Raw genomic sequence first — 24,588 nt, forward strand, 5'->3', positions numbered from 1 at the left:
ATGTATCGAGGGTAATTTTAGTGATGATGAAAGCTTTAAAGATGCAGTAACACGAACAAACCAATCTACAAACTGTAAAATTAATAGTTTGTAAAAGGGGCTTTAAATGATGGTTAGGAAGAGTTATTTTATTCTAATTGAAAACCAATTATTTGTTAATGTAGAACAAAGCATATTAAGGCTTTATCTTGATTTACTTACTAAGACGAACCCATTTACTTTTTTTGAGAGGAAGCCGAGAAATCGTGTATTAAATTTATTTCCTGCCATTGTACTTAGGGCAATTCGAGTGTTAAATTTCACAGTAAAATTTTATGAAAGGAAAAAAGAATATAAAAGAAATAAATCTACAATTTTAAGTATAGAAACTAACTATTACGGAAACTTATTACTACAATTACGACAAGGAGAACAAAAAATTTTCAACTTAAAAGACAAATTAGTATTAACCAGTTTTTCTAAACACACCCCCCCAGAAGACATTGAAACCTTAATTTGCAATATTCAAAAGTCAACTGTATGTAAACTAGCACCAAATATAATTACTTGGGACAAAGATGAATATTACATTGTAGAAGAGTATATTAATCTTAAAAGACCTTCTTATAGTATCAATAACCTTGATAGGGTTTACTCTGAGGTATTTCCTATTCTTGAGAACATATCATTTTCAACTACTCCGGAGCTAGTAAAGATTGAAAAATATACACATGAAAAATTACAATGCGTTAAATCCTTATTAAGGGAAATTCAATTGAAAGACTCTAACTCTTCGTATAGATATCAAGAGATCGAAAAATTTCTGTGTTATACAAAATCTATGATAAAAAATAATAAAGTAGATGAAATAGCTCTAGCATCTTCACATGGGGATTTTTGGGAAGGTAACATTCTAATAAATAAAAGTGCTCGTGTGATTGATTGGAATACTTATGGCAAACGAAGTATGTATTTTGATATTTACTATTTTTTATTTATGTTGGCTTCGATTAAAGGGGGGTTTAATAAGGTAAATAATGTAGAGATAAAAAAATTAAGCGGAGTGGTGGGAGGAAGTTTTGACTTATATTATGAAAAGTTGAAAACGAATATTGACTTTAAACACACGTATAATTTACAGGAACCTAAAACTTACCGTTACATATTTTACATAGAGTTAATCGTTCTTAAATTGGATGAAATTAACTCGAAAAAAGGAAAGATATGTATAGATGAGGTCATGACTTGGATAAGTAGATTTATGTTACTTGAAGAAAACATGGATCGCAAATCAGAATTTTCATTCGATAAGGGGGAATCACTTTTAATCTAAAATCCTATACAGTTAACACTTAAACTATCTAGATTAAGAGTACTATAAATATTCAAATACAACTAAATATAACAACTGGTAATAGTGAACCAAATGAAGCGTCTCTATCGAATGGAGATGTTTTTTATTTTGCCATTTAAAACTAACAAGGAGGATCTTATACGATGAAAGGAATAATTTTAGCAGGGGGCAACGGAACGAGGCTATACCCGTTAACCCGATCTATATCGAAACAGTTGTTGCCGGTGTATGATAAACCGATGATTTATTACCCAATTTCTGTGCTGATGCTTGCTGGAATACGTGAAATTTTAATTATCGCAACACCTGAGGATGCGCCTAGGTTCAGACAACTGCTTGGTGATGGATCGGAGCTTGGTATTGAGCTTACGTATCAAATCCAGCACAAGCCGAACGGACTGGCGGAAGCATTTATAATTGGGGAGGATTTTATTGGTACGGATGACGTGGCCTTAATTCTTGGGGATAACATTTTTTATGGGCATGAATTCACATTTCATCTGGAGCGGGTCCGTAATCAACTAAAAGGTGCTACTGTTTTTGGTTACAATGTAAAGGATCCGGAGCGGTTTGGGGTAGTGGAGTTTGATTCACGAGGAAAGGTTTTATCGATTGAAGAGAAACCGGAACGTCCAAAATCTAATCATGCCATTACAGGTTTATACTTCTTTGATAATCACGTGATTGATATTGCAAGAAGGGTAACCCCTTCTGCTCGTGGTGAGTTGGAAATTACCGATGTTTTAAAGGAATATGCAGCAGCAGGGAATTTGCATGTCGAGTTGTTAGGGCGCGGTTTTGCTTGGTTGGATACAGGTACCCATGAGACGTTGCTTGAAGCCTCTCAGTTCATCGAAATTATTGAGAAACGGCAGCGGTTAAAGGTCGCTTGTTTGGAAGAGATTGCTTTCCATAAGGGATATATTTCTGAGGAGAAATTAAGGATGTTGGCAGAGCCATTAAAAAAGAGTGAATACGGACAATATTTACTGCAAATCATCGAGATGAACAAAGTGAAAAGAACAGATCAATTGCTCGCGCAGTGAGTCTTCATAACGATGCTTGGAATGGATCTGACCATAGGGGAAAATGATCAAAAAGCTGATACGAAATATTACAGTCTTTTAAACGAAAGGGTGATCGATGAATGAAAATAATTAATACAAAACTAGATGGTGTGAAAATCCTGGAGCCGAAAGTATTTACGGATAACCGGGGTTTTTTTATGGAAAGTTTTAATTCAAAAACATTTACAGAATTAGGACTTCATTATGATTTTCTGCAAGATAATCATTCGCTTTCTATGGATAAAGGTGTTATTCGCGGGCTTCATTACCAGCTTATTCCAATGGCGCAAACGAAGCTTGTTCGTGTGATAACGGGATCTATTTATGATGTAGCTGTTGATATCCGAAAAGGCTCACCGACATTTGGTGAATGGGTAGGGGTTGAATTGGATGGTGATAACTTCCGGATGCTGCTCGTTCCACAAGGCTTTGCACACGGGTTTTGTACATTAGCCGAGAACACACATGTTCAATATAAAGTGGACGCGTATTATTCCGCAGAAAATGATCGGGGGATACGTTGGGATGACCCCGCTCTTGCAATTAATTGGCCTGTAACAAATCCGATTTTATCGGAAAAGGACAGAAAACAGCCTTTATTAAAAGAAGCAACAATGAACTTTACCTTTGAAAACCGGGCAGATGTTCAGCAAAAAGCCCTATGATTAATTTGCAATTTGTGGTGGGATAAATTGAGAAGTTGTGTGTTTACTGCTGTAATTTTGAGCTATGTTGCCGATCAAATGTTGGAAAAACAAAGACAGCATGTAATAAATGAAAATGGAAGTATTATCGAGGAGGGGAAGTTATTATGCAGCATGTACTCGTGACAGGTGCCGGTGGCTATATTGGGAGTGTATTGGTGCCGAAATTACTGGATAGAGGTTATCGTGTTACAGCAATTGATCGTTTTTACTTTGGATTGGATAAACTTGTACCACATTCAAATTTGACGATGTTGCAGGAAGATTGCCGTCATTTAACAGAGGAACATTTTTCGACAGTGGATGTTGTGATAGATTTGGTTGCCATTTCTAATGACCCATCAGGTGAAATGTTTAAGGAAGTGACATATGAAATTAACCATTCTGCGAGGGTTCGTGCAGCAACGCTTGCAAAAAAGATGGGCGTCAGGCAGTATATTTTACCATCCTCATGTAGTATTTACGGATTTCAGGATCGAGAAGTCATCGTTGATGAAGTAGCAAATACAAATCCTTTAACTGTTTATGCGAAAGCAAATGAAAAGGCAGAGCAAGACGTTCTTCCGCTTGCGGATAATTACTTTTCGGTTACTGTTTTACGTCAGGCGACTGTTTATGGTCCTTCCCCACGAATGCGTTTTGATCTTGCGGTAAATGGAATGGCATTCGGCGCATGGGAAAAGGGAGTTATTCCTTTGATGCGAGATGGATCGCAGTGGCGGCCGATGGTACACGTCGAGGATACGACAGATGTCATGTGTTTACTGCTGGAAACGGATCCGGAGCTTATTAACGGGGAAATATTTAATGTAGGATCCAACCGAAATAATTATCAGCTTGGCGAGCTTGCACAAGAAATAGCAACCGCATTGCCAATTGAAGTTAAAGTTGATTGGTATGGCGAGCCAGATCATCGTTCCTATCGGGTGGATTTTGGAAAAATTGAAGAAAGACTTGGGTGGAAGGCAAAATATACGGCAGCAGATGGCGCGTTGCAAATATACAAGGCGCTAGAAAACGGTACACTCGAAAAAACAGAGCAAACGATCACGTTAAATTGGTATAAGCAATTAGTGAAATGGGAGCGCATTGTGAAGCAAGTAGATAAATATGGAGGCATTTTAGAGATAGAAAAGGCGGGGTCGTTCGCGTCAATGCAATAAAATTAATGTTTTATAATATGTTTAAATTTTGCAGCTATATCTTTTGAAGATGCTGCTATGGAGGGAAATTTATGCGCAAAATTACGAAGATTGGAATCGCTGGAACAGGGTTGATTGGAAAAGGATTAGCTTATGAAATTGAAAAACAAACCGAAATGGAGCTGGCGAAAGTGCTTACTCGCCGAGATTTAAGTACAATGGAAGGCTACCCGTTTCCTAACGTTTTAACGAACGATGTAAAAGAACTCACGGAAAGCTGTGATTTGATTGTGGAATGTAGTGGAGACGTTATCTATGGAACGGAAGTTATTGACAAAGCAATAAACGCATCTCTTCCTGTCATTACAATGAATGCGGAACTTCAAGTGACGACGGGTTCCTATTTTGCGCGGAGAGGATTTATTACTGAGGCAGAAGGAGATCAGCCAGGCTGTTTGGCCGCATTACATGAAAATGTTGTTCAAATGGGCTTTAAGCCATTAGTTTATGGAAATATAAAAGGCTTCTTAAAATTGGATCCGAATCCAGAGGATATGGTATATTGGTCCAAAAGAAACGGTGTACGTCTTGATATGACGACTTCCTTCACGGACGGAACGAAAGTCCAGATTGAACAAGCGCTCGTTGCCAATGGGTTAGGAGCAGGAATTGCTGAGGACGGATTGCTTGCACCGGCATCTGATGATTTAAATGAAACAGGAGCAGAGCTTGCCGAAGAAGCAAAGCGATTAAACCATGCGATTTGTGAATTTGTATTAGCTCCTAAAGCGCCACCAGGAGTATTTATTACAGCGGAGCACGATCCGCGTCAAAAGGATACGCTTCGTTATTATAAAATGGGAGAAGGTCCGTATTATACGCTTTTACAAAACTATCACCTGTGCCATCTGGAAATCGTAAAAACGATTAAACGTGTTATTAATGGCGGTGGCGTATTATTAAATAATGGCGAAAGTCCTAAATTCAGTGTTGCGGCAATTGCGAAGAATGGTTTACAACCTGGGGAGAAAATTGATAAAGGAATCGGCAGTTTTCAAGTGCGGGGGGAAGCAGTGGACATGACGAGCAACAACAATCATGTACCTATTGGTTTACTTGTCGATGCTGTAATAAAGCAATCTGTTGAGGCGGGCAAGGTTGTTACATTTGAAGATGTAGAGCTTCCGGATAGTCTAGCTTTACGTGCGTGGCAGGAGACGATGCAGGAAAAAACGGTTGTTACGAAATAGTATTAGGAGGACTGTTGTAGAATGAACATTGCCTTTATTGCGGATATACATGGTAATGCAACGGCTTTAGAAGCTGTATTGGCCGACATTGAAAAGAAACAGGTAGATCAAATTGCTGTATTGGGCGATATTTGTTTTCGAGGTGTGGATCCCCTAAGATCCCTTGAGTTAATTCGATCTCTTCATGCGCACGTTATTAAAGGGAATGCGGAAGAGTGGTTGGTTAGAGGAATAAACGCTGGGGAAGTTCCGGATGAAGCACTTGAGGGAATGACGCAGGAGCTGAAGTGGTCCACTTCCAAATTAGACGAAGAAAATATGACGTATTTAAAAAATTTGCCGACAGAGTTGAACATAGAAGCTAACGGGTTCAGGATACACGCTTTTCATGCAACACCTGACAGCTTGTTCGATATCGTATTACCAGATGCAACGAATCAAGAATTAAATGAAAAATTCACTAGACCAAATGCCGATATGTGTATTTATGGGCACATTCATAAACCGTATGTTCGTTATACAGATGGAAAGTGCGTGGTGAATACAGGAAGTGTTGGCTTGCCTTTTGATGGGATGGATAAAGCATCTTATGCATTGGTTAAAGTCGAAGATAATTCGATAACGGCTTCCATTAATAGGGTTACTTATGATGTCCAAGGTGTAATATCACAAATTAAAAAATCAGATTATCCGAGTAAACATACCCTCATCCAATTGTTAAAAAATGCGGGTGCTTAAAAGGTAAAATAAGTATTGACATTTAGAAAGTTTTCGTTCATATTAATAATAAGTCGTTCTTTATTAAGCACATAATTGAATCTGCATATTTTTTTGGATTTATAGTTCTATATAAAGAACGATTATATTAAACCTTTTATTCAGCATATGGAACATGTACGACGAACCGGGGGGAGGTGATGTCCATGGTACAGCTTGAAAGAAAAATGAAAACAGTTTATAAAGCCTTTGGATTGACACTGACGGGGGACTTTCACTTTCCACAACTTCCGGATGTACAAACGAACGTTCCACTATCAGATGTGTTTATCATCCAAGCGGATTTACGCTCCTTATGGAAAGAATGGGCAAAGCCGAATGATATATTTGTTTATCACGAAGACTTTGTTATGTTCCGCGCCCCCGGTGTCGCTATTTATTTAATAAAGAATGGAACAGAAATATTCGTGTCTCCAATGGATGGAACGGATGAAGATAAAGTTCGCTTTTTTATACTCGGTACGTGCATGGGCGTGATCCTTCTGCAAAGAAAAGTTCTCCCGCTGCATGGAAGTGCAGTCGTAATAGATAGCAAAGCGTATGCAATTGTAGGCGATTCAGGAGCGGGAAAATCAACGCTGGCAGCTGCATTTATGGAAAAAGGGCATCCATTGCTCAGTGATGACGTCATACCTGTTACATTCTCAGAAGAACATGTTCCAATCGTCCACCCAGCATATCCACAACAAAAAATGTGGCTGAACAGTATGGAAGCCTTTGGTATGGAGAAGGAGGATTGTCTTCCTATTTTCAATCGACAGGATAAATATACTGTACGGGTTGAGGATAATTTTGCGGAGATTGCTGTACCTTTGGCTGGCGTCTTCGAGTTAACCAAAATAGATAACAATGCTATCGAAATGAGTCCTGTTCATTCAAGTTTGAACGCATTGCATTTGCTATTCCGACATACATATCGTTCGTTCTTAGTAAATCGATTAAATCTGTCAGCATGGCACTTTCAGTATACGACAAAACTAGCAAGTCAGGTAAACGTCTATCAATTACATCGACCAACAGCGCGGTTCACTGCATATGAATTGGCTGATTGTATTCTGGAAGAAGTGAGTGAGTAAGTGAAAAACAGAAAGGTAAAGGAGGTGATTTTAGTGAAAAAGACATGGGAAAAACCAACCCTCGATACATTAGAGATGAAAATGACGAAGTTTAATGTATCAATTATGGGCGGTGATAGTGACAGCAGTGGCGATTCTTGGGATTCGGATGGCGACGGGATGGGAAGCTAAAGTTCGAGGTTACAATTAGAACTACATAAGCCGTCTTAGGTTCTAAGGCGGCTTTGTAAAATAGGGGGGATCGAAGTGGGAAACGGTCCGTACATATACAAAGCATTTGGTTTAACGATTGCGAGTGAATTTTATTTGCCGGAACTTGTAGCTGCAGAAAACAGAAGCACGGTTGATCTAGTGATCGAAAAAAGGAATTTAACATCTGTATGGGAAAAAGTAAAACAAGATGAAAAACGGTTTCTTGTTCACGATAACATTTGTTATTTTGAAGTTCCGGGACTTGCTATTTATTCTATTGAAGACGGGAAGCGTATTTGCGTTACGCCGCTCATGGATGCGGAAGAAGACCGTATTCGGATTTATTTGCTCAGCTCTTGTATGGCAGCTGTTCTAATTCAACGTCAGATTCTACCCATGCATGGCAGTGCGATTGAAATCGACGGAAAAGCTTATGGCATTGTAGGACGATCCGGTGCAGGGAAATCAACCATTGCTTCCGCCTTCTTGCAAAAAGGGTTTCGCTTAATTTCGGATGATCTTCTGCCAATTACATTTACGGAGGCGAATACACCGGTCATAACGCCTGCTTTTCCACATCAGAAATTGTGGGAAGAGAGTCTGCATAACTATGAACTGGATACTAATCATTATCAACCACTTGTCCGTAATGGAAGGAAATATGCTATTCCGGTAAATCAGCAATTTGTAAATCAGCCTTTACCCCTTCATGGCATTATCGAACTCGTTAAAACAGAAGAGCCGTCGATTGACTGGAATCCTGTTAATAAATTTGAACGGTTGAGGCTGCTTTATAAACATACATTCCGAAAGTCGATCTTGTTCCAATATGATCTAATTGAATGGCATTTTGAAGCGATGTCAAAATTGTCGAACCAAATAACCATTCATCAGATAAAAAGGCCAACTAATCGATTTACCCCTTATGAATTAGCTGATATTGTGCTTCATCATATAAAAACAGGAGGAGAACGAGAAAATGAAGAACAATTTATTGCTCCATCAATTCGTTAGCCAAGTAGACGGAAATGTTGTTAGTGACATGGACGGTGAAAAGGTCATGCTCAGTATCGCCAATAATAAGTATTATAACCTTGGTGCAATAGGTGGCGTTATCTGGGAACAGATGGAACATTCCATAAGTATTCAGGCACTGATAGATCGATTGCAATCCTTATACGAAGTGGAAACAGACGTGTGTGAAAAAGAAGTGATGACCTTTTTAAACCACTTGTTGGAGGAAAACCTTATCCATCTGGAAGAGAGTCCTGTTTAATATGGTAGCTAATAAAATGAAGCTTTTTTTATTATTGGATTGGAAAAGAAAGCTTACTTTAGTTGAAGCTTACTTTTGTCTTGCCTTGGCACGGATCATTAAGCTGTTCCCTTTGTCACGCACAGCATCATTATTAGGGGAAAGGTCGGTGGAAACAGGCTTAACTGTTCATCAAAGGGAAAAAGAACAACTTTCCGTTATATCGGAGTCCATTCACATGATGTGTCGATATACCTTTTGGGAAAGTGAATGTTTGGTACGGGCGATTGCAGCTCAAATGATGATTCATCGGCGAAATATAGCGAGTACCCTTTATCTCGGAACAGGGAAAGATGAAACGGGAGAGCTAACGGCCCATGCTTGGTTACGGAGCGGTCCTTATTATATAACTGGTGGAGAAGGTAGAGAAACGTTTACAACAGTAGCAATGTTCGCAAAAGAGCCAAATGGAGTTGAAAAGGGATGAATAAAACATTGAAATTGGAACGTGTTCCATCAGAATTGAAGTATATTTTAACATTGCTTGCGGAGCCTGAAATTGATGGATACACATTTGAATCGCTTGATTGGAAAGCTTTTTTAAAGCAAGTAAAACACCATCGTATATTTCCACTTTTATACCCTAAAATAAAAAATATTGACTATGTCCCTAATTATGTCAAACATTCCATGAAGCGTCTCTATGAAAAAAATACATTTCAGATGCTATCTATGTGTGCGGATATCGAACAAATAAACCGCATATTTACAGGTCATCATATCCGTGTACTATTTATGAAAGGCCCAGTACTGGCACAGCAATTGTACGGAGAAATCTCCAACCGAACATCGAGCGATATTGACGTACTCATTCCGATTGACAAGCTAGCAATTGCTGAAAAGGCACTTGTCGAAAATGGGTATGAAAAGCATGATTATATCGAAACGGTGCTTGGTGATTGGAAGTGGCGACACCATCATGTTACATATTTTCACGCGGAAGAGAATAAAAAAGTGGAAGTTCATTGGAGATTAAATCCAGGACCGTCCAAGGAACCTAGCTTCACAGAATTATGGGAAAACCGGTGCAATATCAACATGTTCGGGTCATCTGTTTATACATTAAACGAAGAATATTTGTTTTTATTTCTCATTATGCATGGTGCACGTCATGGGTGGTCGCGTCTCCGCTGGCTTTACGATATAGGGCAGTTGGTCGAACGAAAGCCGGATTGGCAAACTATTTCCAAGCTGCTTAAAAAATATGATGCTATTAAGATTGGTGGCCAAGCACTTTATTTGATGAATGTATTATTTTCAACCAGTGAACAATCCATGAAATTGCATCCTCGCTCTCACCAACTTGCCCAGTCAACTGTTTTTTACTTAGAGTCAATGATCAATTTACACCATTATCCTATTCCAGAAAAAGTGTCAGACTATCACGCCTCTTACCTATTTTCGAACATGTCATTCAAGCAAAAGGTGCTTTTTTTATTAAGCTTTTTATACCCGTATCCGGAAGACAAGGAAACATTGCCTTTACCAAATGGATTTCACTTTTTATATTTTGGATTACGACCTTTTTTAGCGTTGGGGCGAAAACTGAAGAAAAATGCAGTTACGCAAGGAGCGGACTCGGTATGACAGCAATTGGTTACTTTTTAAAGAAAATCCATAAATACGCGGGTAAAAGAATGTATTTTAATCTCTTTGGAATGATGCTGATGGGCTTTTTGGAAGGTGGCATTATTTTATTGCTCGTACCTATGATTAGTATAACTGGAATCGTTGATGTGAACTTGGACGGTATTCCTTTTATGCATTATTTTCAGTTTTTAAAGGAACTTCCGATTTCGACGGGATTGCCTATTATTTTAAGTGGATTTGTCATCTTAGTCATTGGTCAGCATTTGCTTTATAGACAAATGTCAATTCGTAATACGATCATTCATCAAGGCTTCTTAAGACATATTCGGACTGAGACATATCAATCCGTTCTTTATTCCAATTGGGATTTTTTTATTAAAAGACGAAAATCAGATATCGTTAACTTACTACGTACGGAAATATCCCGTACAACATCAGGAATTAATTCATTACTGCAATTTTTTTCTTCTTTTATTTTTACAATGATACAAGTTGGTCTGGCATTTTTCCTATCCGCAAAAATTACTGCACTTGTTTTATGTTGTGGAACGATCTTGCTCATTTTTAATCGGAAGTTTTTTAAAAAGTCACTTGCATTAGGAAGAAGAAACTATACGCTTGGAAAAGATTATGTAGCCGGTGTTAGTGAACAAATCAACGGTATGAAAGATGTAAAGAGTAACACACTGGAAGCGTCTCGAATGAACTGGTTTATGTCCATTACCGAAAAAATGCAAAATGAACAAGTGAACTATACCAAGTTACGAACAACTTCGCAATTATATTATAAAATAGCATCTGCCATTTTAATTGCTGTTTTTATTTATATAGCTGTTCAACTGTTTCAAACAGAGGGTGCTCAATTGTTACTCATTGTTGTTATTTTCTCTAGGTTATGGCCGACGATAGCCGATATTCAAGCATCGGTTGAAAAAATCGCCACAACCGTGCCGGCTTTTGAAGCCGTAAAACAATTACAAATGGATAGTAAGCGTGCAAAGGAACTCGATGAATCAGTCATTAGAGATTCGGGAGTTTACAAACTTAACGAGTCAATCAGATGCCAACGCTTGTCTTTTCGTTACGATAAAAAGCGCCCCTCATATGCATTAAATAATATCAATCTTGTTATTCGTGCTAATGAAATGACGGCAGTCGTCGGCAAATCGGGTGCCGGTAAAAGCACACTTATTGATATATTAATGGGGTTGAATGAACCGGAGGACGGACACATACTAATTGATGGAGCACCTTTGGAGAGAAGAAATCTCATTGCGTGGCGCCGAGCAGTCAGCTATGTTCCACAAGATCCCTTTTTATTTAATGCAACGATTAGGGAAAACTTGCAGCTTGTGATGGAGGAAGCAGATGAAAAAGAGATGTGGAAAGCGCTGGAATTTTCGTCTGCAGCTGAATTTGTACGCAATCTTCCCCAAGGATTAGATACGCTAGTCGGAGATAGAGGAATGAAACTCTCAGGTGGAGAACGACAGCGACTTGTTCTTGCACGAGCCATTCTGCGCAAACCATCTATTCTTATACTTGATGAAGCAACAAGCTCGCTTGATACGGATAATGAGGCAAGAATCCAAGCGGCGCTGGAGGGCTTGAAAGGGAAGATGACAATCGTTGTTATTGCACATCGGTTATCAACAATCCAGCATGCAGACCAGGTTATCGTATTAGATCAGGGGAATGTCATTCAAAACGGGGGTTTTTCCCAATTGTCCAAAGATCGTCAAGGTGTCTTTCGGCATTTGCTGCATAACCAAATCGGTGCAACGAGATAAATCGTGTAACAAGGTGGAGGATTTTCGGTGAGTAAAATAAAAAAAGGCTTTGTTGTCTTAATCGTTGCCCTAGTATGTCTATTTGTATTTATGTTTTGGGACAATGAACGGATCACAGTTCGGGAACAAGCGATTGTTCTGGAAAATTTACCGGACGCGCTGGATGATTACACAATCCTGCAAGTCAGTGATCTGCACGATAAAATGTTTGGGAAAAACCAGCACAGATTGGCAAACGTCATTAATTCACTTGATTTTGATGCGATTGTGTTTACGGGAGATATGGTTGACGATGCGGAAAAGTTAGAAGAAGACGTGCCTTTTTTTATTTTGCTCGACCAACTTGATCATCAGGACAACCGTTTCTTTGTACTTGGAAATGATGATCCGCCAAGCTATGACGTAAGCCCTGTTTTGGAAAAGAGTTTCTTTATCAAAGAATTGGAAAAAAGAGGAGTGCAGTTTGTAGAATCTGTCTTGACTGTTGAACAAGGAGATGCGCGTGTTCATTTTGCGAATGTGGAATTATCCCTAGTGAAGAAAAAGGATTATGTTAGCACGATTAATGGGGTTGATTATAAAGACTATATGAAGACAGAAGCGTACAAAAGTCATGAGAGAAAAAACTGGGCAAAGACGGCCGTTTTTGAACAAGCTGGAGAAAAGGATGTATTCATTGGGCTGACCCACTACCCAATTTCGGATATTCGTTATGACTATATTAAAAATGATTCAAAAACAATTTGGCGCGATTTTGATGTCATCCTTGCTGGTCATTACCACGGGGGACAAATCCGTCTCCCCTTTTTAGGAGCCATGTTTATTCCTGATCCGTGGTACGAACCGAACAGCTTTTTTCCACCGCAGGATCGTGTGCAAGGATTATGGGAAGTAGGGGAAACACAGCAATATGTCAGTGCTGGCCTTGGTACGAGCGAAGCGATTCCGTTTTTGAAATTTCGATTATTCAATCCACCTGAAATTAACATCTTAACGTTGAAACGAAAATGATGGTACAAGTTTTAACTTCTTAAAAAGTCTCATACTATTACTTGCAAACTGAAGCTTCTAAGAAAGTAAAGCTTCGAACGAAATATAGGAGAGTTTCTGTGTGCAAATGAAAAGTCGGCATCACAGAATGTGTGCCGATAGGGTTATTTAAAGGTCATAAAATATAAAATTTTGTTCATAGCTGTCTAGCTTAAGCGCCCAGCCCCTCGAGGTCTTAAGCAAAAACTCTTCGTGGCAATAACCGCCACTACGATTTCTTGCTTAAGCTATGCCTGCGGCTGACCAGGGCGCTTGCGCTTTTCTTTTTCTAATGCCGTTTATGCAGCCAGAGTACGCCTGACTTTGCAAGGCGTGGTAATAGTCCAGTTAAAGATTTTTGGAACATGCTTCCAAATCCGTCCGATTTCCCTAATGAACCTAAAGTACCTCGGAGTCGGATCTCCTTTGGCTTTTTTGGCTCTTTGTTATGGAAAATATCATGAAGAACTTCTGCAAGCTGTTCTCCCTGCTGTCCCGCTAATTGCCCACTTGGAGAAAACTCAGAGGATGCGCAATCTCCGATGACGTACACATTCGGTTGAGTCGGGACTTGGTAAAAGTTATTGACTACAATTTTTTCTTGCTCATCTTTTTCAAATGGCAATTCACGAACGAGATGATGCGGCTGAACGCCTGCAGTCCATATTGTGACATCATTTACATAACATACACCATTGTTGCAAACCCCATCTTTTTCTACATATTCCACATTAGCGTGATGCAGAACATCTACATCATTTCGAATGAACCAATCTGCAACATAAGCTTGTACTTTTGGATCAAAAGCGCTTAGAACAGAAGCCCCGCGATCAAGTAGTCGAATATTTAAATCTGGACGGCTTTCTCTGACTTCAGAAGCAACCTCAATACCGCTTAACCCTGCCCCGACAATAGATACCTTACCATAAGCTTTTAGATTTCCAACGGCAAGCCCGGCATGTCGGGCCTTTGAGAAGGTTTGCACACTTTCTGTGAACGCTTCTGCTCCTTCTATTCCATGGTAATTATCTTCGCATCCGATTCCTATGACTAAATAATCGTAGGTAACAGGATCGCTTTTATCTTTAAAGGTTAATTGTTGGTTTTCTATATCAATGGCATTCACTTCTGCGAAGACATATTTTACATGATCATTGGTTGGGAAAGCTGAACGTACATCTGTATCCGCAGAAGTTCCGGCTACAATGGTATAAAATTCCGTTTTCATCGAATGATATGGATTCTTATCAACAACAATAATTTCCAAATCTTCGGGCAAATGTTGGTTTATTAATCCATACAACAATTTGATCCCACCATAACCGCCGCCCAGTATTACTAATCTTTTCATCAGATGACCCCGCTTTTCATAGACATATTTTAAAACTCCTCAATCCGTTCGAGGTAGTTTACGCTTTGCACTAAGCGTAACAAAAAATGAATAATAACTCTAGCAATTTTGCGCGAATGAAGATAAGACTAGTTGGTGGCGTACCAATTGCTGATCTTTTCATCAGAAGGCAGTAGAAAAGATAACAAACCGAGCAAAGGCAAAAAGGAAATCACCAGCATTGTAGGAGTTAGCCCGAACCAATCAATAAGTGAACCGAGTGCAACAGATCCAACCGCACCCATTCCAAATGCCAACCCGATAATTAAGCCGGACATCGTCCCAATTTTTCCCGGAATTAATTCTTGTGCATACACGACTGCAACAGAAAAACTGGATAACAATAAAAAACCGATTAAACCGAGCACGAGTAACGCGATTATAGGACCGGCATAAGGCAACAAAATCGCAAGTGGCGCCGGTATTAATAAAGAAGTAATAATGATATTTCGCTTTCCAAATCGATCTGCAAGCGGACCGCCCAAAAACGTTCCCAATGCCCCCATAAATAAAAAGGTGAAAATATAAATTTGTGCTTGGGCGATGGACAGTCCATAACCGTCAATCGCATAGAATGCATAAAAATTGGAAATGGCACTATGATACCAAGAACGAGCAAAAACAATAAATACAAGAACAATGACAGCATTTTTAATCGCCTTGGATACTCCGGCATCTTTTTGACCGGAAGCTTTGGAAGTTGATTTGGTTTTGGTGTAAGCGGCGATTTGCTCTTTATACCATTTTGCAATATAAGTAAGAAATAGAACCGCTAAAAAAGCAATAAATGTGAACCAAATCGCTCCTATTTGTCCTAATGGAACGAGAATTAAGGCAGTAATAATCGGTGCGAGCGCCTGACCACTATTGCCGCCAACTTGATATATGGATTGAGCTAAACCTCTCCTTGTTCCCGCCGCTAAAAATGCAACGCGGGAACCTTCGGGATGAAAAATTGCAGATCCTAAGCCAATAAAAATAACGCTAATGAGGATTGTCCAGAAATTAGGAGCAAGCGCTAATCCGAGCATGCCAAACATGCTGGACATAAGACCAATCGGAAGCGCATATGGCATTGGGCGTTTATCGGTGTACATTCCTACAGCAGGCTGCATGACAGATGAGACCATATTTACAGTAAAAGCAATGAGCCCAAGCTGTGTAAAACTTAATCCCAGTGATTTTTCTAATATAGGGAACATTGCTGGGATAACAGCTTGTATGGAGTCGTTTAACAAGTGACAAAGACCTATGATAAGTAAAATAGAATAGATTGTTTTGCTTTCCGGCCTTTGTTTGGATAGGATGCTTGCTGGCTTACTCAAATAATTACCTTCTCTCTATTTCTTTCTCGCATAATTGAATTGTTGTTCTTTTATGAAAGATACCATAATTTCATTGACAACGCATGTATAAACGCTCGGAAACGGATGTGTGTTTAATAAAATAAACACATATACTCGTTCTTTTGTGCAATGGCTTTTTAAATGTAGGAGTGCATCTTACAATCTGAAATACATCGTGATATAAAGAGGAACCTATCTACTTAGATGAAGAAAGATGAAAAGTTTTAAAAATGCCTATAAACAGTAGTCTCGTGGAATTAACATAGAAGGGTTATAAGTGCATAGTATAATAAAGGGTGCCCAGGCTGATCATAGAAAGTATATCTTTTACTAAATAGTACCTCGAAAACGATTAAATAGGATAACAAGAATAGTAACTTATTACACCAAAAAACGCTCAAGTTATGAGCGTTTTTTCTGAAACTAACCTTAATTATTAACAGATGGAGGTGTTAAATGGTACGTTATTCAGCTGTAACTTCTATGGTTCCAACTGCCCCTTTTGTCGCATGATTGAATTGATGCGTAACAAATGGATAGGTGCCTTCTTCATTTAGTGTGAATTCTACAACTGCTCCACCACTTGCTGGCAACATGACGGTCTGCATTCCTTCAAAGTGGTTCGCTGGATTTCCATCGAGATAAACGTCCTCCATAATCGTACCAACGACGTGGAAAGAGCTTACTTCGTTCGGACCGACATTATTTATATAAAGCCGTATTTTATCACCGGCTTTTGCTTTCAATGGCTCATCCTTCAACGCAGTGACCGTTCCGTTTGTATTTGGTTGTCCTTCATGCAAGGCTTTAGCAGAGAAGACGACTTGGCTAGGAACTCCATTTGTCATATTATCCAAATCATTGTATTTATACCATTCGTTTTGAATAACGACATATTCTTGATCAATTTCATTATCAGTAGGGAATCCGTCTTTCGGTTTTACGATGATAACGCCGTGCATTCCGTTAGCTATATGAGATAATACTGGATCGGTTGCACAATGATACATAAATACGCCTGGTGTAGATGTTGGAAAAGAAAACGTTCCATCCTCATTTGGTGCAACATCAGCAAATCCAATGTCAGGGTTCGTATGAACGGCGTGTAAATCGATACTGTGTGGAATCGCCGGATCCATATTGTCGAGCGTAAAGTGTAGATTATCTCCTTCTTCTACAACAATGAGCGGTCCAGGAGCTTCCCCGTTAAAGGTCCACGCTTTGTACTTATAACCTGGTTCAATTTCAATATCAGTTATTTGTGTCGTCATTTCTATATAAACATCTTTTCCATCACGTTCTATTTTAAGTGGAATTGGATCTTGATTTAAGTCTTGGTGAGGTTTTATAACTTCTGTTTCTGCATGTACTTTTTGATCAGATTGCAATTCATTTGGTTCGGTTTGTTCCAGTTGGGTTGTACCACAGGCAGAGAGCAACAGGACGGCAGCACTTATTCCAACAGTTGCGCGAAATGTAATTTTTTTAAACATGCTTGCTCACCTCTCTGGATATTTATTTTTTAATTTAATAAGGGCCTTATTGTGTTTGGTAGAGGTCTTTCTTAACCTCACTTATAGTATAGGGTATTCAATATATATCGCTTGTGATTTAGATCACAAAATTGACCTCAATTATGAACAAACAGTGAATGCTAATCGGAATTCATATAAGGTCCCTATAGTGTAGATTGAGTATAATTTGTTTCCAAGGGAATAATTTGACTTTCCCTTTTTGTGAAAAGATGAGCATATTGTTTTTAAATTATATTCGTGTACACTAAAAAGTAAGAAAATTTTAATAAAGGGAGAACTTAGATTCGAAGGAGGGAAAAAGATGGGCAGAAGTGGTGTCATTTCAATGGGAGAAGCTTTAATTGATTTTATTCCGACAGATGAATTTAATTTGGTATACCAAAAAAGCCCTGGTGGCGCTCCGGCCAATGTAGCTGTAGGTGTTGCAAGATTAGGAGGCAGATCAACTTTTTTAGGAAAAGTGGGTCAAGATAGTTTAGGAGCATTTTTGACATTAACGCTTAAAGAATACGGTGTGCGAATTGATCTAATTCAATCAACATTACGTGCCAAAACAGGGTTTACGCTTGTCACAAATCATCCGGATGGGGAAAGAAGTTTTGAGTTTTTTATTAACCCAAGTGCTGATCGTTATTTGGAGAATAAAGAAATTGATGTGGAAGATTTCACAAGTCATAAACTGTTACACTTCGGTTCTATTTCAATGATCGATCAACCGGCTAAAAAAGCGACTTATTATGCTGTTGAATTAGCTGAAAAATATAAAATGATTATATCATATGATCCCAATTTACGAACAGTCTTGTGGGAATCAGATGAGACTGCTAGAGAAACAATTTTGTCTATGTTTAGAAAGGTTGATATTTTAAAGTTGTCTGACGAAGAGTTGAAATTTGTGACAAGTGAAGAAAAAATAAATAAAGGTATAGAAAAACTCCAAGATTACAATATTCCAATTATTTTTATAACGTGCGGCTCAGAAGGTGTGTATGCGTGTAAAGAAAATATGTGCAAATTTATCCCTGCCATGAAGGTACAAGCAGTTGATACTACAGGTGCTGGAGATGGTTTTATGGCGGGGGTACTGTACTTGATTAATAAGACCTATGAGAATGTTAATGAAATATCTATTGAAGACATCGTGCAAATTGCAAAATTTGCTACTGTGTCGGGTGGATTAGTCACATCAAAAAAAGGTGCAATGACAGCTCTGCCAACATTGGAAGAGGTGGAGAAGTTTGTGGAAAAATTATAAATCTGTACAAACTTAAGTTAATGGCTTAAAAACTTATGTGTAGCGAAGGGGCTGGTATCAAAGGTTGTTGATAACAGCTCTTAATTTTTGTCGAAGAATTTAATGTAATCATTTTTTATAAATGCTAATTAAAAGCATTTAATATTAAAGCATATGTTTCAATCAAACATTGAAATGATTATGCGTCTCGTGCTGATTATGAAAGTGATAGTTAAGATTATTTAACTACAAAACAAAGAATATACTTTTCTAAATAGCATTGACAAATAACATGTATTGCATTATTATGTTACAAACAAACATTAAATTCAAAAAATTCTAAAGGTGGTGTATACATAAAAAATAAAGACAAATAGGAACCGAAATAACTTTGATTTTGGATTGCATATATTTTTGTGAAAGATTTTTTAAGGAGGGGTTAAAATGGAGAATATCTTATGCCTTAACAGTAACACTTATCACGGTTTTACAATTGACGAAGCGATAGAAGGTGCGGCAAGGTCGGGATACTCTTATATTGAATTGGCTGCCGTCCGCGGATATACAGAGCATGTTTTGCCGGAAATGTCGGATGAGGAGCTCAAAGAAGTAAAAGAAAAATTAAAGGAAAATGGAATTGAATGTATCGCTTTGGCCGGTCATAGTAACCTTATGACGGAAGAAGGAATAGAAAACTTTTCGAAAAACATTGATCTTGCAAAACGACTTGGCTGTAAGTTTATTGTAACAGCAACCGGAGAAACCCATGATGATGATACAGAAATAGATGATGAGAAAGTTGTTGTCAATACTTTGAAAGCGCTATCAAAAAAGTGTGAAGAAAATGGGCTTACGCTTGTGGTAGAAACCCACGGGAATAACTATGCAACTGGAAATGCTGTAAAAGCTTTAGGTGAAAAAGTGAATTCATCACATTTTGGAACGGCTTATGATACAGCCAATGTTATTTTTTACGGTGATGTCATGCCTTATGACGATCTAGAACAATCTATCGACTCTGTAAAGCACATTCATTTAAAAGATAAGCTTGGATCAAATAATGAGTTGAACTTCCCGGCAATAGGAAAAGGTTATCTCGATATGGAGAGAATTTTCAGTATGTTAAAAGATAAAGGTTGTAAAGCTCCAATTAGTGTTGAGGTGGAATTTACGATGGATGGCTCTCAAAAATTAGAAGAGGTTCATGAAGCGGTCGATTATTCATATCAAACTGTTCGAAAGTTATTAAGCAAATAAAATGAAAAAACAATATGAAGAATACGGGAGGGTCAATGATGAAAAAGACCACACTATTAAAATTTTTTGGGATATGTTTTGCCATGTTATTAGTAATCGGCCTTATTGCTTGCGGTAGTAACGACGAAACAGGAGGAGAAGCAGAAGCAGAAGCAGATTCGTCAGGGACAGAAGAAAATACTGAAAAATCGGCAGAAACTGAAGAATCAGGGGAACCCGGCAATGAAAATCTAGTATTTGGAAATATTGCATATGATATGAAAGACGTTTGGAACAAATACGGTGCAGAAGCTTTTGAGTATGCCGGAGAAGAAATGGGAGTTGAAACCATCGTTTTGGATGCAGAAAACGATCTGGAAAAATCGGTGACATTAATGGAAGAATTAATTCAAAAAGATGTTGATGGTATTTCCATATTTCCGATATCACCTGAACAAGGAGCAACATTAGTGCGCATGGCAAATGATGCGGGTATCCCTGTTGCGGTGGAAAATATGAAGCTATCGGATGATGCAGGAGATATCGTTGCAACGGTTGCAGCTGAATACGACATTATTGGGGAAGAAGCATTTCATTATATAGCGGAAACATATCCTGGAGCTAAAGTCTTGTTTGCAGCAGGTGCAAAAGGTGGCGGAGTTTATGAGACATATCAGGAAGGTATTGATCGCGCCATGGAAGAAATAGGAGATAAAGTAACGATTGTAGATACGGTTCATGGAGATTGGGCAACGGAAAAAACAATGAATGAAGTTCAAAGTTTTATTAATTCTGGGAAGGAATTTGACGTAATTTTTGCTAATAATGAGCAAATGGGTAAAGGAGCAATGAATGCATTGGTAGAAGCTGGTCTGGATGAAGAAGTGGCAATCGTTTCGACAGGCGGTGGCCCAGATGGACTTGATATGATTAATGGAGGCGAAATTACAGCAACAATGTCAGCACCGGTTTCTTTGCAAGGATTAATTACTTTTAAAAACCTGTATCAGCATCTAAATGGTAAAACGCCGGAAGAATTTATGGCTCTACCGGTTATCCCTGTAACAAAAGATACATTAGATTCAGCGATTAGCTGGGAAGCGGATGAAAAGGCTGTTAATTATATTGGTGGCTTGGAGTAAAGTGTGAAATGTGACGTGTCTTTTTGTGATGAAAAGATACGTCACATAAAAAAAGTATAAAGTGGGACTGATTAAGATGGCTTATGACAATGGCAAGCCAAAGAAACTCTTTATTGAAATGAAAAATATCGTAAAAAGTTTCTCTGGAATCCGTGCATTATCCGATATTACGTTTGATGTAGAACCGGGGGAGATTCATTGTTTGGTAGGAGAAAATGGAGCTGGGAAATCAACGTTGATGAAAATATTATCCGGAGCCTACAAACCTGATAGCGGAGAAATAGTGGTCGATGAGACTTCTCATCCAGCGTTGTCCCCACAACTTGCACAGGAACTGGGTATTAATATTATTTATCAGGAGAACTTACTCGTGCCGACAATGAATATTATCGAAAATATCTTTATAGGCCATGAAATGACGTCACGTTTGGGGTTCATCGACCGAAAAACAATGGTAAAAAGAACGAAAGCAGAAATGGATTTTTTAGGAATTGAACTTAATCCTTACAGAACGATTGAAAATTTAAGTGTCGCCGAGCAACAATTTGTAAAAATATTAAAGACGCTCGTTATGGAGCCGAAACTACTTATTATGGATGAACCAACATCAATGTTTAATGTTGAAGATGCCAATCGTGTTTTAAAGCTAGTAAAAAGAATAACGGAAAAAGGGATTAGTATCATTTACATATCTCATTTTCTGAAAGAAGTTGTCCAAATTGCGGATCGAATTACAGTTCTTCGTGATGGAGCTGTTGTTAATACGATGTCAAACGGGAGTGAGCCGTTTGACATGGATCAAATTACAAGGGATATGGTCGGTAGGCCGGTTGAATTATTTTATAACAAAGAAGCTAGTGAAATTGGTGATATTGTTTTGGAAGTAAATAACCTGCAACTGCAACAAAACTCCCCGACCATTAATTTTAATTTACGTGAAGGCGAAATATTAGGTATTGCCGGTATGGTTGGCGCTGGCAGAACGGAAATTGTTCGAGCAATTTCAGGCGCAGACTGGCGTTATAAAGGAAACATTGTTTATAAAGGAAAAGAATTAAAAATTGAAAATCCAAAAGACGGTATTAAAGCTGGCATTGCACATATTACTGAAGATCGTCAAAGATTGGGATTAATGCTTGAACATAACATAGTAGAAAACATGACAGTCGTTGGCCTGGATAGACGGATAAACGGTTTTTTCTTAAATGTAAAAAAACATGTTCCTCTTGTTGAACCAATTGCAAAAGATTTAAATGTTAAGACATCATCCATGTATAAAGAAGTGAGGTTTTTAAGTGGCGGAAACCAACAAAAGGTAGTACTAGGCAAATGGTTATTTGCCGATGCCGATATATTTATTTTTGATGAGCCTACAAGGGGGATTGACGTTAATTCGAAAACGGAATTTTATAAATTGATGTCTGCTTTAACAAAGCAAGGCAAGTCAATTATCTTGATTTCCTCTGATATGCCTGAGCTCGTCTCCATGAGTGATCGCGTTTTAGTCATACGGAAAGGTGACGTATCAAAAGAATTGACTAAAGATCAAATTACGGAAGAAGCAATAATTAAGAGTGCGTTAGAGGAGAATGTCCAATGAGCGAACATCAATTAAGTTGGAGGAATTCAAAAGAACTTTTTAAAAATCAAAAAACGATTTTACTATTAATCATAATACTTGTATCTATTATTGTCGGAAGTATAAACAGTAATTTTTTTTCAATTAATAACTTTATCACCATTTTTCAGCAAATATCTGTTTTAGGTATATTAACCATGGGAATGGCACTTCTGTTGATATCTGGAGGAATTGATTTATCGATAGGAATGATTATGGCCCTTTGTGGTGTCGTTATTTCCAAAATCATTATGGCTGATGGCTCAGTTGCAATTGCAGTTGTGGTGGGAATTATTGTCGGTACCTTATGCGGGCTATTAAACGGAATCATTGTTAGTAAAAGTAAAAGTATGCCATTGATTATAACGCTCGCAATGAGCAGTGTATACTTTGGGATTGCATTAATTGTATCAGACGGTGAATTTATGAACTTTAAAGGTAAATTTGAGTTTATTGGTAGAACAAAATTTTTAGGTATCTTCCCTATGACTCTCGTATTTTTGTTTGCAACAGTGATTATTATCTTTATTTTGTTAAATTATACAAAATACGGTAGACGGATGGTGGCGATAGGTGGCAATGAAGAAAATGCTTATTTATCTGGAATCAACGTCGATAGATTTAAAATTATAACGTACGGAATCGGTGGTCTTTTGGCGGGTATTGCGTCTATTGTTCTTGTTGCGCGACTTGATTCAATCGTTGCCACTGCGGGGACCGGATATGAACTGTCTGCATTAATGGCTGCCATTATTGGTGGCGTTACATTCGAAGGCGGCAGGGGGACAATCGGTGGAGCGTTTCTCGGCGTTATCATGACCGGATTAATTGCTAATGCGATGACGATTTTATCGGTGAGTTCTTATTTACAGACGGCCATTACCGGGGCAATCATTGTTGTCGCTGTTGTTCTTAGTAACTTAGATAAAATACGCGAAAAGTAACACCTCAATTTGGGAGGTATTTAGAGTGAAAAAAGGAATTAATTATTGGTCATTTCAAGACGGAACACCTGTTTATGACGCAATGGTAATTGCCAAAAATGCCAGGTTTGATGGAATCGAATTTTGCCTTGCCGATACAGGAGAGCTTAGCTTGGAAAGTACGGATAAAGAAATATTGCAAGTAAAAGAACAGGCAGCGGAGATTGGCATTGAAATGGCGAGCTTGGCTTCTTGGTTGCCTTGGGAACACTCACTCACAAGTAACTATATAAAGGAGCGACAAAAGGCGAAGGATATTATCCGAAAACAAATGGAAATGGCTTCATTGTTAGGTACGGATACGATACTCGTTGTTCCTGGGTATGTCGGTGTTGATTTTGTTCCCAATTCCGAAGTTTGCTCTTATGAAAAAGTATATGAAAGAGCATTGGAAGCGATAAGTGACTTAGAAGCAGAAGCAAAAAGCGAGCAAATTACCATTGCCATTGAAAATGTGTGGAATAAATTTTTGTTGTCTCCTTTAGAAATGAGGGACTTTGTTGATCAAATCAATTCACCTTATGTAGGAGTATACTTTGATGTCGGTAATGTTCTTCTAACTGGTTATCCGGAACAGTGGATTCAAATATTAGGTGAGCGGATTAAAAGAGTTCATTTCAAAGATTATCGCAAGGATCCAGGAGGATTTAACGCATTTGTGGATTTGTTAGCAGGGGATGTCAATTACCCTGAAGTGATGAACGCCCTGAAAAAAATTGGATATGACAACTACTGTACGGCTGAAATGATGCCAACTTATAAGCATTATAATGATCAAATTATACACAACACTTCGGCCGCTATGGATCGCATATTATCAAAATAGGAGAGTGATGAGC

At 38.4% G+C, this 24,588-nt stretch carries 23 protein-coding genes; 20 read left to right on the forward strand and 3 right to left on the reverse strand.

Annotation, left to right across the window (positions count from 1 at the left end):
• Positions 1-109 precede the first annotated feature (109 nt).
• The 14 genes from ACLIBG_RS05210 (at position 110) to ACLIBG_RS05275 (ending at position 13,247) form a co-directional block, all read left to right on the forward strand.
• The gene (locus ACLIBG_RS05210) at positions 110-1,312 is read left to right on the forward strand and encodes a hypothetical protein (protein ID WP_439311695.1); all 1,203 of its coding nucleotides are present in this window, start codon (positions 110-112) and stop codon (positions 1,310-1,312) included.
• A 164-nt stretch (positions 1,313-1,476) separates the two neighbouring features.
• A complete protein-coding gene (gene rfbA / locus ACLIBG_RS05215; RefSeq protein ID WP_439311696.1) occupies positions 1,477-2,379 on the forward strand; it encodes a glucose-1-phosphate thymidylyltransferase RfbA in 903 nt (300 codons plus the stop codon).
• A 101-nt stretch (positions 2,380-2,480) separates the two neighbouring features.
• Positions 2,481-3,065: a dTDP-4-dehydrorhamnose 3,5-epimerase gene (gene rfbC, locus ACLIBG_RS05220; protein WP_439311697.1), complete on the forward strand. Its 585-nt coding sequence runs from the start codon at positions 2,481-2,483 to the stop codon at positions 3,063-3,065.
• A 146-nt stretch (positions 3,066-3,211) separates the two neighbouring features.
• Positions 3,212-4,267 carry an NAD-dependent epimerase/dehydratase family protein gene (locus tag ACLIBG_RS05225; RefSeq protein ID WP_439311698.1) on the forward strand — a complete coding sequence of 352 codons (1,056 nt, stop codon included), beginning with the start codon at positions 3,212-3,214 and terminating at the stop codon, positions 4,265-4,267.
• Positions 4,268-4,338: 71 nt separating this feature from the next.
• Positions 4,339-5,496, forward strand: coding sequence for an NAD(P)-dependent oxidoreductase (locus ACLIBG_RS05230; RefSeq protein WP_439311699.1), 1,158 nt, complete (start codon positions 4,339-4,341; stop codon positions 5,494-5,496).
• A gap of 21 nt (positions 5,497-5,517) precedes the next feature.
• Entirely contained in the window at positions 5,518-6,234 is a 717-nt protein-coding gene (locus ACLIBG_RS05235; protein WP_439311700.1) for a metallophosphoesterase family protein, read from the forward strand.
• Positions 6,235-6,419: 185 nt separating this feature from the next.
• Entirely contained in the window at positions 6,420-7,349 is a 930-nt protein-coding gene (locus tag ACLIBG_RS05240) for an aldolase (protein ID WP_439311701.1), read from the forward strand.
• 33 nt (positions 7,350-7,382) lie between these two features.
• Positions 7,383-7,520 (forward strand): paeninodin family lasso peptide, encoded by a 138-nt coding sequence (locus ACLIBG_RS05245; RefSeq protein WP_439311702.1) that lies wholly within the window; start codon positions 7,383-7,385, stop codon positions 7,518-7,520.
• Between the two features lie 75 nt (positions 7,521-7,595).
• On the forward strand, positions 7,596-8,555 hold the full coding sequence (locus tag ACLIBG_RS05250) for an aldolase (protein ID WP_439311703.1): 960 nt from the start codon (positions 7,596-7,598) through the stop codon (positions 8,553-8,555).
• Positions 8,521-8,817, forward strand: a complete 297-nt coding sequence (locus ACLIBG_RS05255) for a lasso peptide biosynthesis PqqD family chaperone (RefSeq protein WP_439311704.1) — start codon at positions 8,521-8,523, stop codon at positions 8,815-8,817. Before ACLIBG_RS05250 ends, ACLIBG_RS05255 begins: the two co-directional genes overlap by 35 nt.
• 1 nt (position 8,818) lies before the next feature.
• Complete coding sequence (locus ACLIBG_RS05260; protein ID WP_439311705.1) at positions 8,819-9,283, forward strand: lasso peptide biosynthesis B2 protein; 465 nt, start codon at positions 8,819-8,821, stop codon at positions 9,281-9,283.
• Positions 9,280-10,443, forward strand: a complete 1,164-nt coding sequence (locus ACLIBG_RS05265; RefSeq protein ID WP_439311706.1) for a nucleotidyltransferase domain-containing protein — start codon at positions 9,280-9,282, stop codon at positions 10,441-10,443. The genes ACLIBG_RS05260 and ACLIBG_RS05265 overlap by 4 nt, the downstream gene beginning before the upstream one ends.
• Positions 10,440-12,236 (forward strand): ABC transporter ATP-binding protein, encoded by a 1,797-nt coding sequence (locus ACLIBG_RS05270; RefSeq protein ID WP_439311707.1) that lies wholly within the window; start codon positions 10,440-10,442, stop codon positions 12,234-12,236. The genes ACLIBG_RS05265 and ACLIBG_RS05270 overlap by 4 nt, the downstream gene beginning before the upstream one ends.
• Before the next feature lie 27 nt (positions 12,237-12,263).
• Positions 12,264-13,247, forward strand: coding sequence for a metallophosphoesterase (locus tag ACLIBG_RS05275; RefSeq protein WP_439311708.1), 984 nt, complete (start codon positions 12,264-12,266; stop codon positions 13,245-13,247).
• Positions 13,248-13,554: 307 nt separating this feature from the next.
• Here ACLIBG_RS05275 and ACLIBG_RS05280 read toward each other — a convergent pair whose 3' ends face one another.
• From ACLIBG_RS05280 to ACLIBG_RS05290, 3 genes are all read right to left on the reverse strand, one after another.
• On the reverse strand, positions 13,555-14,616 hold the full coding sequence (locus ACLIBG_RS05280; protein ID WP_439311709.1) for an NAD(P)/FAD-dependent oxidoreductase: 1,062 nt from the start codon (positions 14,614-14,616) through the stop codon (positions 13,555-13,557).
• 128 nt (positions 14,617-14,744) lie between these two features.
• Positions 14,745-15,980 (reverse strand): MFS transporter, encoded by a 1,236-nt coding sequence (locus tag ACLIBG_RS05285; protein ID WP_439311710.1) that lies wholly within the window; start codon positions 15,978-15,980, stop codon positions 14,745-14,747.
• 485 nt (positions 15,981-16,465) lie between these two features.
• Positions 16,466-17,494, reverse strand: coding sequence for a multicopper oxidase domain-containing protein (locus ACLIBG_RS05290; protein ID WP_439311711.1), 1,029 nt, complete (start codon positions 17,492-17,494; stop codon positions 16,466-16,468).
• Positions 17,495-17,837: 343 nt separating this feature from the next.
• Between ACLIBG_RS05290 and ACLIBG_RS05295 the strand changes: the two genes are divergently transcribed.
• The 6 genes from ACLIBG_RS05295 (at position 17,838) to ACLIBG_RS05320 (ending at position 24,575) form a co-directional block, all read left to right on the forward strand.
• Positions 17,838-18,791: a carbohydrate kinase family protein gene (locus ACLIBG_RS05295; protein ID WP_439311712.1), complete on the forward strand. Its 954-nt coding sequence runs from the start codon at positions 17,838-17,840 to the stop codon at positions 18,789-18,791.
• 423 nt (positions 18,792-19,214) lie between these two features.
• Positions 19,215-20,027 carry a sugar phosphate isomerase/epimerase family protein gene (locus tag ACLIBG_RS05300; protein ID WP_439311713.1) on the forward strand — a complete coding sequence of 271 codons (813 nt, stop codon included), beginning with the start codon at positions 19,215-19,217 and terminating at the stop codon, positions 20,025-20,027.
• Positions 20,028-20,065: 38 nt separating this feature from the next.
• Positions 20,066-21,148: a sugar ABC transporter substrate-binding protein gene (locus tag ACLIBG_RS05305; RefSeq protein WP_439311714.1), complete on the forward strand. Its 1,083-nt coding sequence runs from the start codon at positions 20,066-20,068 to the stop codon at positions 21,146-21,148.
• A 76-nt stretch (positions 21,149-21,224) separates the two neighbouring features.
• Positions 21,225-22,748 carry a sugar ABC transporter ATP-binding protein gene (locus ACLIBG_RS05310; protein ID WP_439311715.1) on the forward strand — a complete coding sequence of 508 codons (1,524 nt, stop codon included), beginning with the start codon at positions 21,225-21,227 and terminating at the stop codon, positions 22,746-22,748.
• Complete coding sequence (locus ACLIBG_RS05315) at positions 22,745-23,710, forward strand: ABC transporter permease (RefSeq protein ID WP_439311716.1); 966 nt, start codon at positions 22,745-22,747, stop codon at positions 23,708-23,710. The genes ACLIBG_RS05310 and ACLIBG_RS05315 overlap by 4 nt, the downstream gene beginning before the upstream one ends.
• A 25-nt stretch (positions 23,711-23,735) precedes the next feature.
• Positions 23,736-24,575 (forward strand): sugar phosphate isomerase/epimerase family protein, encoded by an 840-nt coding sequence (locus ACLIBG_RS05320; RefSeq protein WP_439311717.1) that lies wholly within the window; start codon positions 23,736-23,738, stop codon positions 24,573-24,575.
• The last annotated feature ends 13 nt before the right edge of the window (positions 24,576-24,588 follow it).

This window comes from Virgibacillus sp. W0181 (assembly GCF_051846915.1).
Taxonomy (GTDB): Bacteria; Bacillota; Bacilli; order Bacillales; family Amphibacillaceae; genus JBPYCR01.

Excerpts from the sequence above, each read along its gene's own strand:
- ACLIBG_RS05255 (WP_439311704.1), top strand. The coding sequence starts at position 8,521 with ATGAAGAACAATTTATTGCTCCATCAATTCGTTAGCCAAGTAGACGGA.
- ACLIBG_RS05315 (WP_439311716.1), top strand. The coding sequence starts at position 22,745 with ATGAGCGAACATCAATTAAGTTGGAGGAATTCAAAAGAACTTTTTAAA.
- ACLIBG_RS05235 (WP_439311700.1), top strand. The coding sequence starts at position 5,518 with ATGAACATTGCCTTTATTGCGGATATACATGGTAATGCAACGGCTTTA.
- ACLIBG_RS05310 (WP_439311715.1), top strand. The coding sequence starts at position 21,225 with ATGGCTTATGACAATGGCAAGCCAAAGAAACTCTTTATTGAAATGAAA.
- ACLIBG_RS05265 (WP_439311706.1), top strand. The coding sequence starts at position 9,280 with ATGAATAAAACATTGAAATTGGAACGTGTTCCATCAGAATTGAAGTAT.
- ACLIBG_RS05290 (WP_439311711.1), bottom strand. The coding sequence starts at position 17,494 with ATGTTTAAAAAAATTACATTTCGCGCAACTGTTGGAATAAGTGCTGCC.
- ACLIBG_RS05225 (WP_439311698.1), top strand. The coding sequence starts at position 3,212 with ATGCAGCATGTACTCGTGACAGGTGCCGGTGGCTATATTGGGAGTGTA.
- ACLIBG_RS05230 (WP_439311699.1), top strand. The coding sequence starts at position 4,339 with ATGCGCAAAATTACGAAGATTGGAATCGCTGGAACAGGGTTGATTGGA.
- rfbA (WP_439311696.1), top strand. The coding sequence starts at position 1,477 with ATGAAAGGAATAATTTTAGCAGGGGGCAACGGAACGAGGCTATACCCG.
- ACLIBG_RS05270 (WP_439311707.1), top strand. The coding sequence starts at position 10,440 with ATGACAGCAATTGGTTACTTTTTAAAGAAAATCCATAAATACGCGGGT.
- ACLIBG_RS05260 (WP_439311705.1), top strand. The coding sequence starts at position 8,819 with ATGGTAGCTAATAAAATGAAGCTTTTTTTATTATTGGATTGGAAAAGA.
- ACLIBG_RS05210 (WP_439311695.1), top strand. The coding sequence starts at position 110 with ATGGTTAGGAAGAGTTATTTTATTCTAATTGAAAACCAATTATTTGTT.
- ACLIBG_RS05280 (WP_439311709.1), bottom strand. The coding sequence starts at position 14,616 with ATGAAAAGATTAGTAATACTGGGCGGCGGTTATGGTGGGATCAAATTG.
- rfbC (WP_439311697.1), top strand. The coding sequence starts at position 2,481 with ATGAAAATAATTAATACAAAACTAGATGGTGTGAAAATCCTGGAGCCG.
- ACLIBG_RS05240 (WP_439311701.1), top strand. The coding sequence starts at position 6,420 with ATGGTACAGCTTGAAAGAAAAATGAAAACAGTTTATAAAGCCTTTGGA.
- ACLIBG_RS05300 (WP_439311713.1), top strand. The coding sequence starts at position 19,215 with ATGGAGAATATCTTATGCCTTAACAGTAACACTTATCACGGTTTTACA.
- ACLIBG_RS05305 (WP_439311714.1), top strand. The coding sequence starts at position 20,066 with ATGAAAAAGACCACACTATTAAAATTTTTTGGGATATGTTTTGCCATG.
- ACLIBG_RS05295 (WP_439311712.1), top strand. The coding sequence starts at position 17,838 with ATGGGCAGAAGTGGTGTCATTTCAATGGGAGAAGCTTTAATTGATTTT.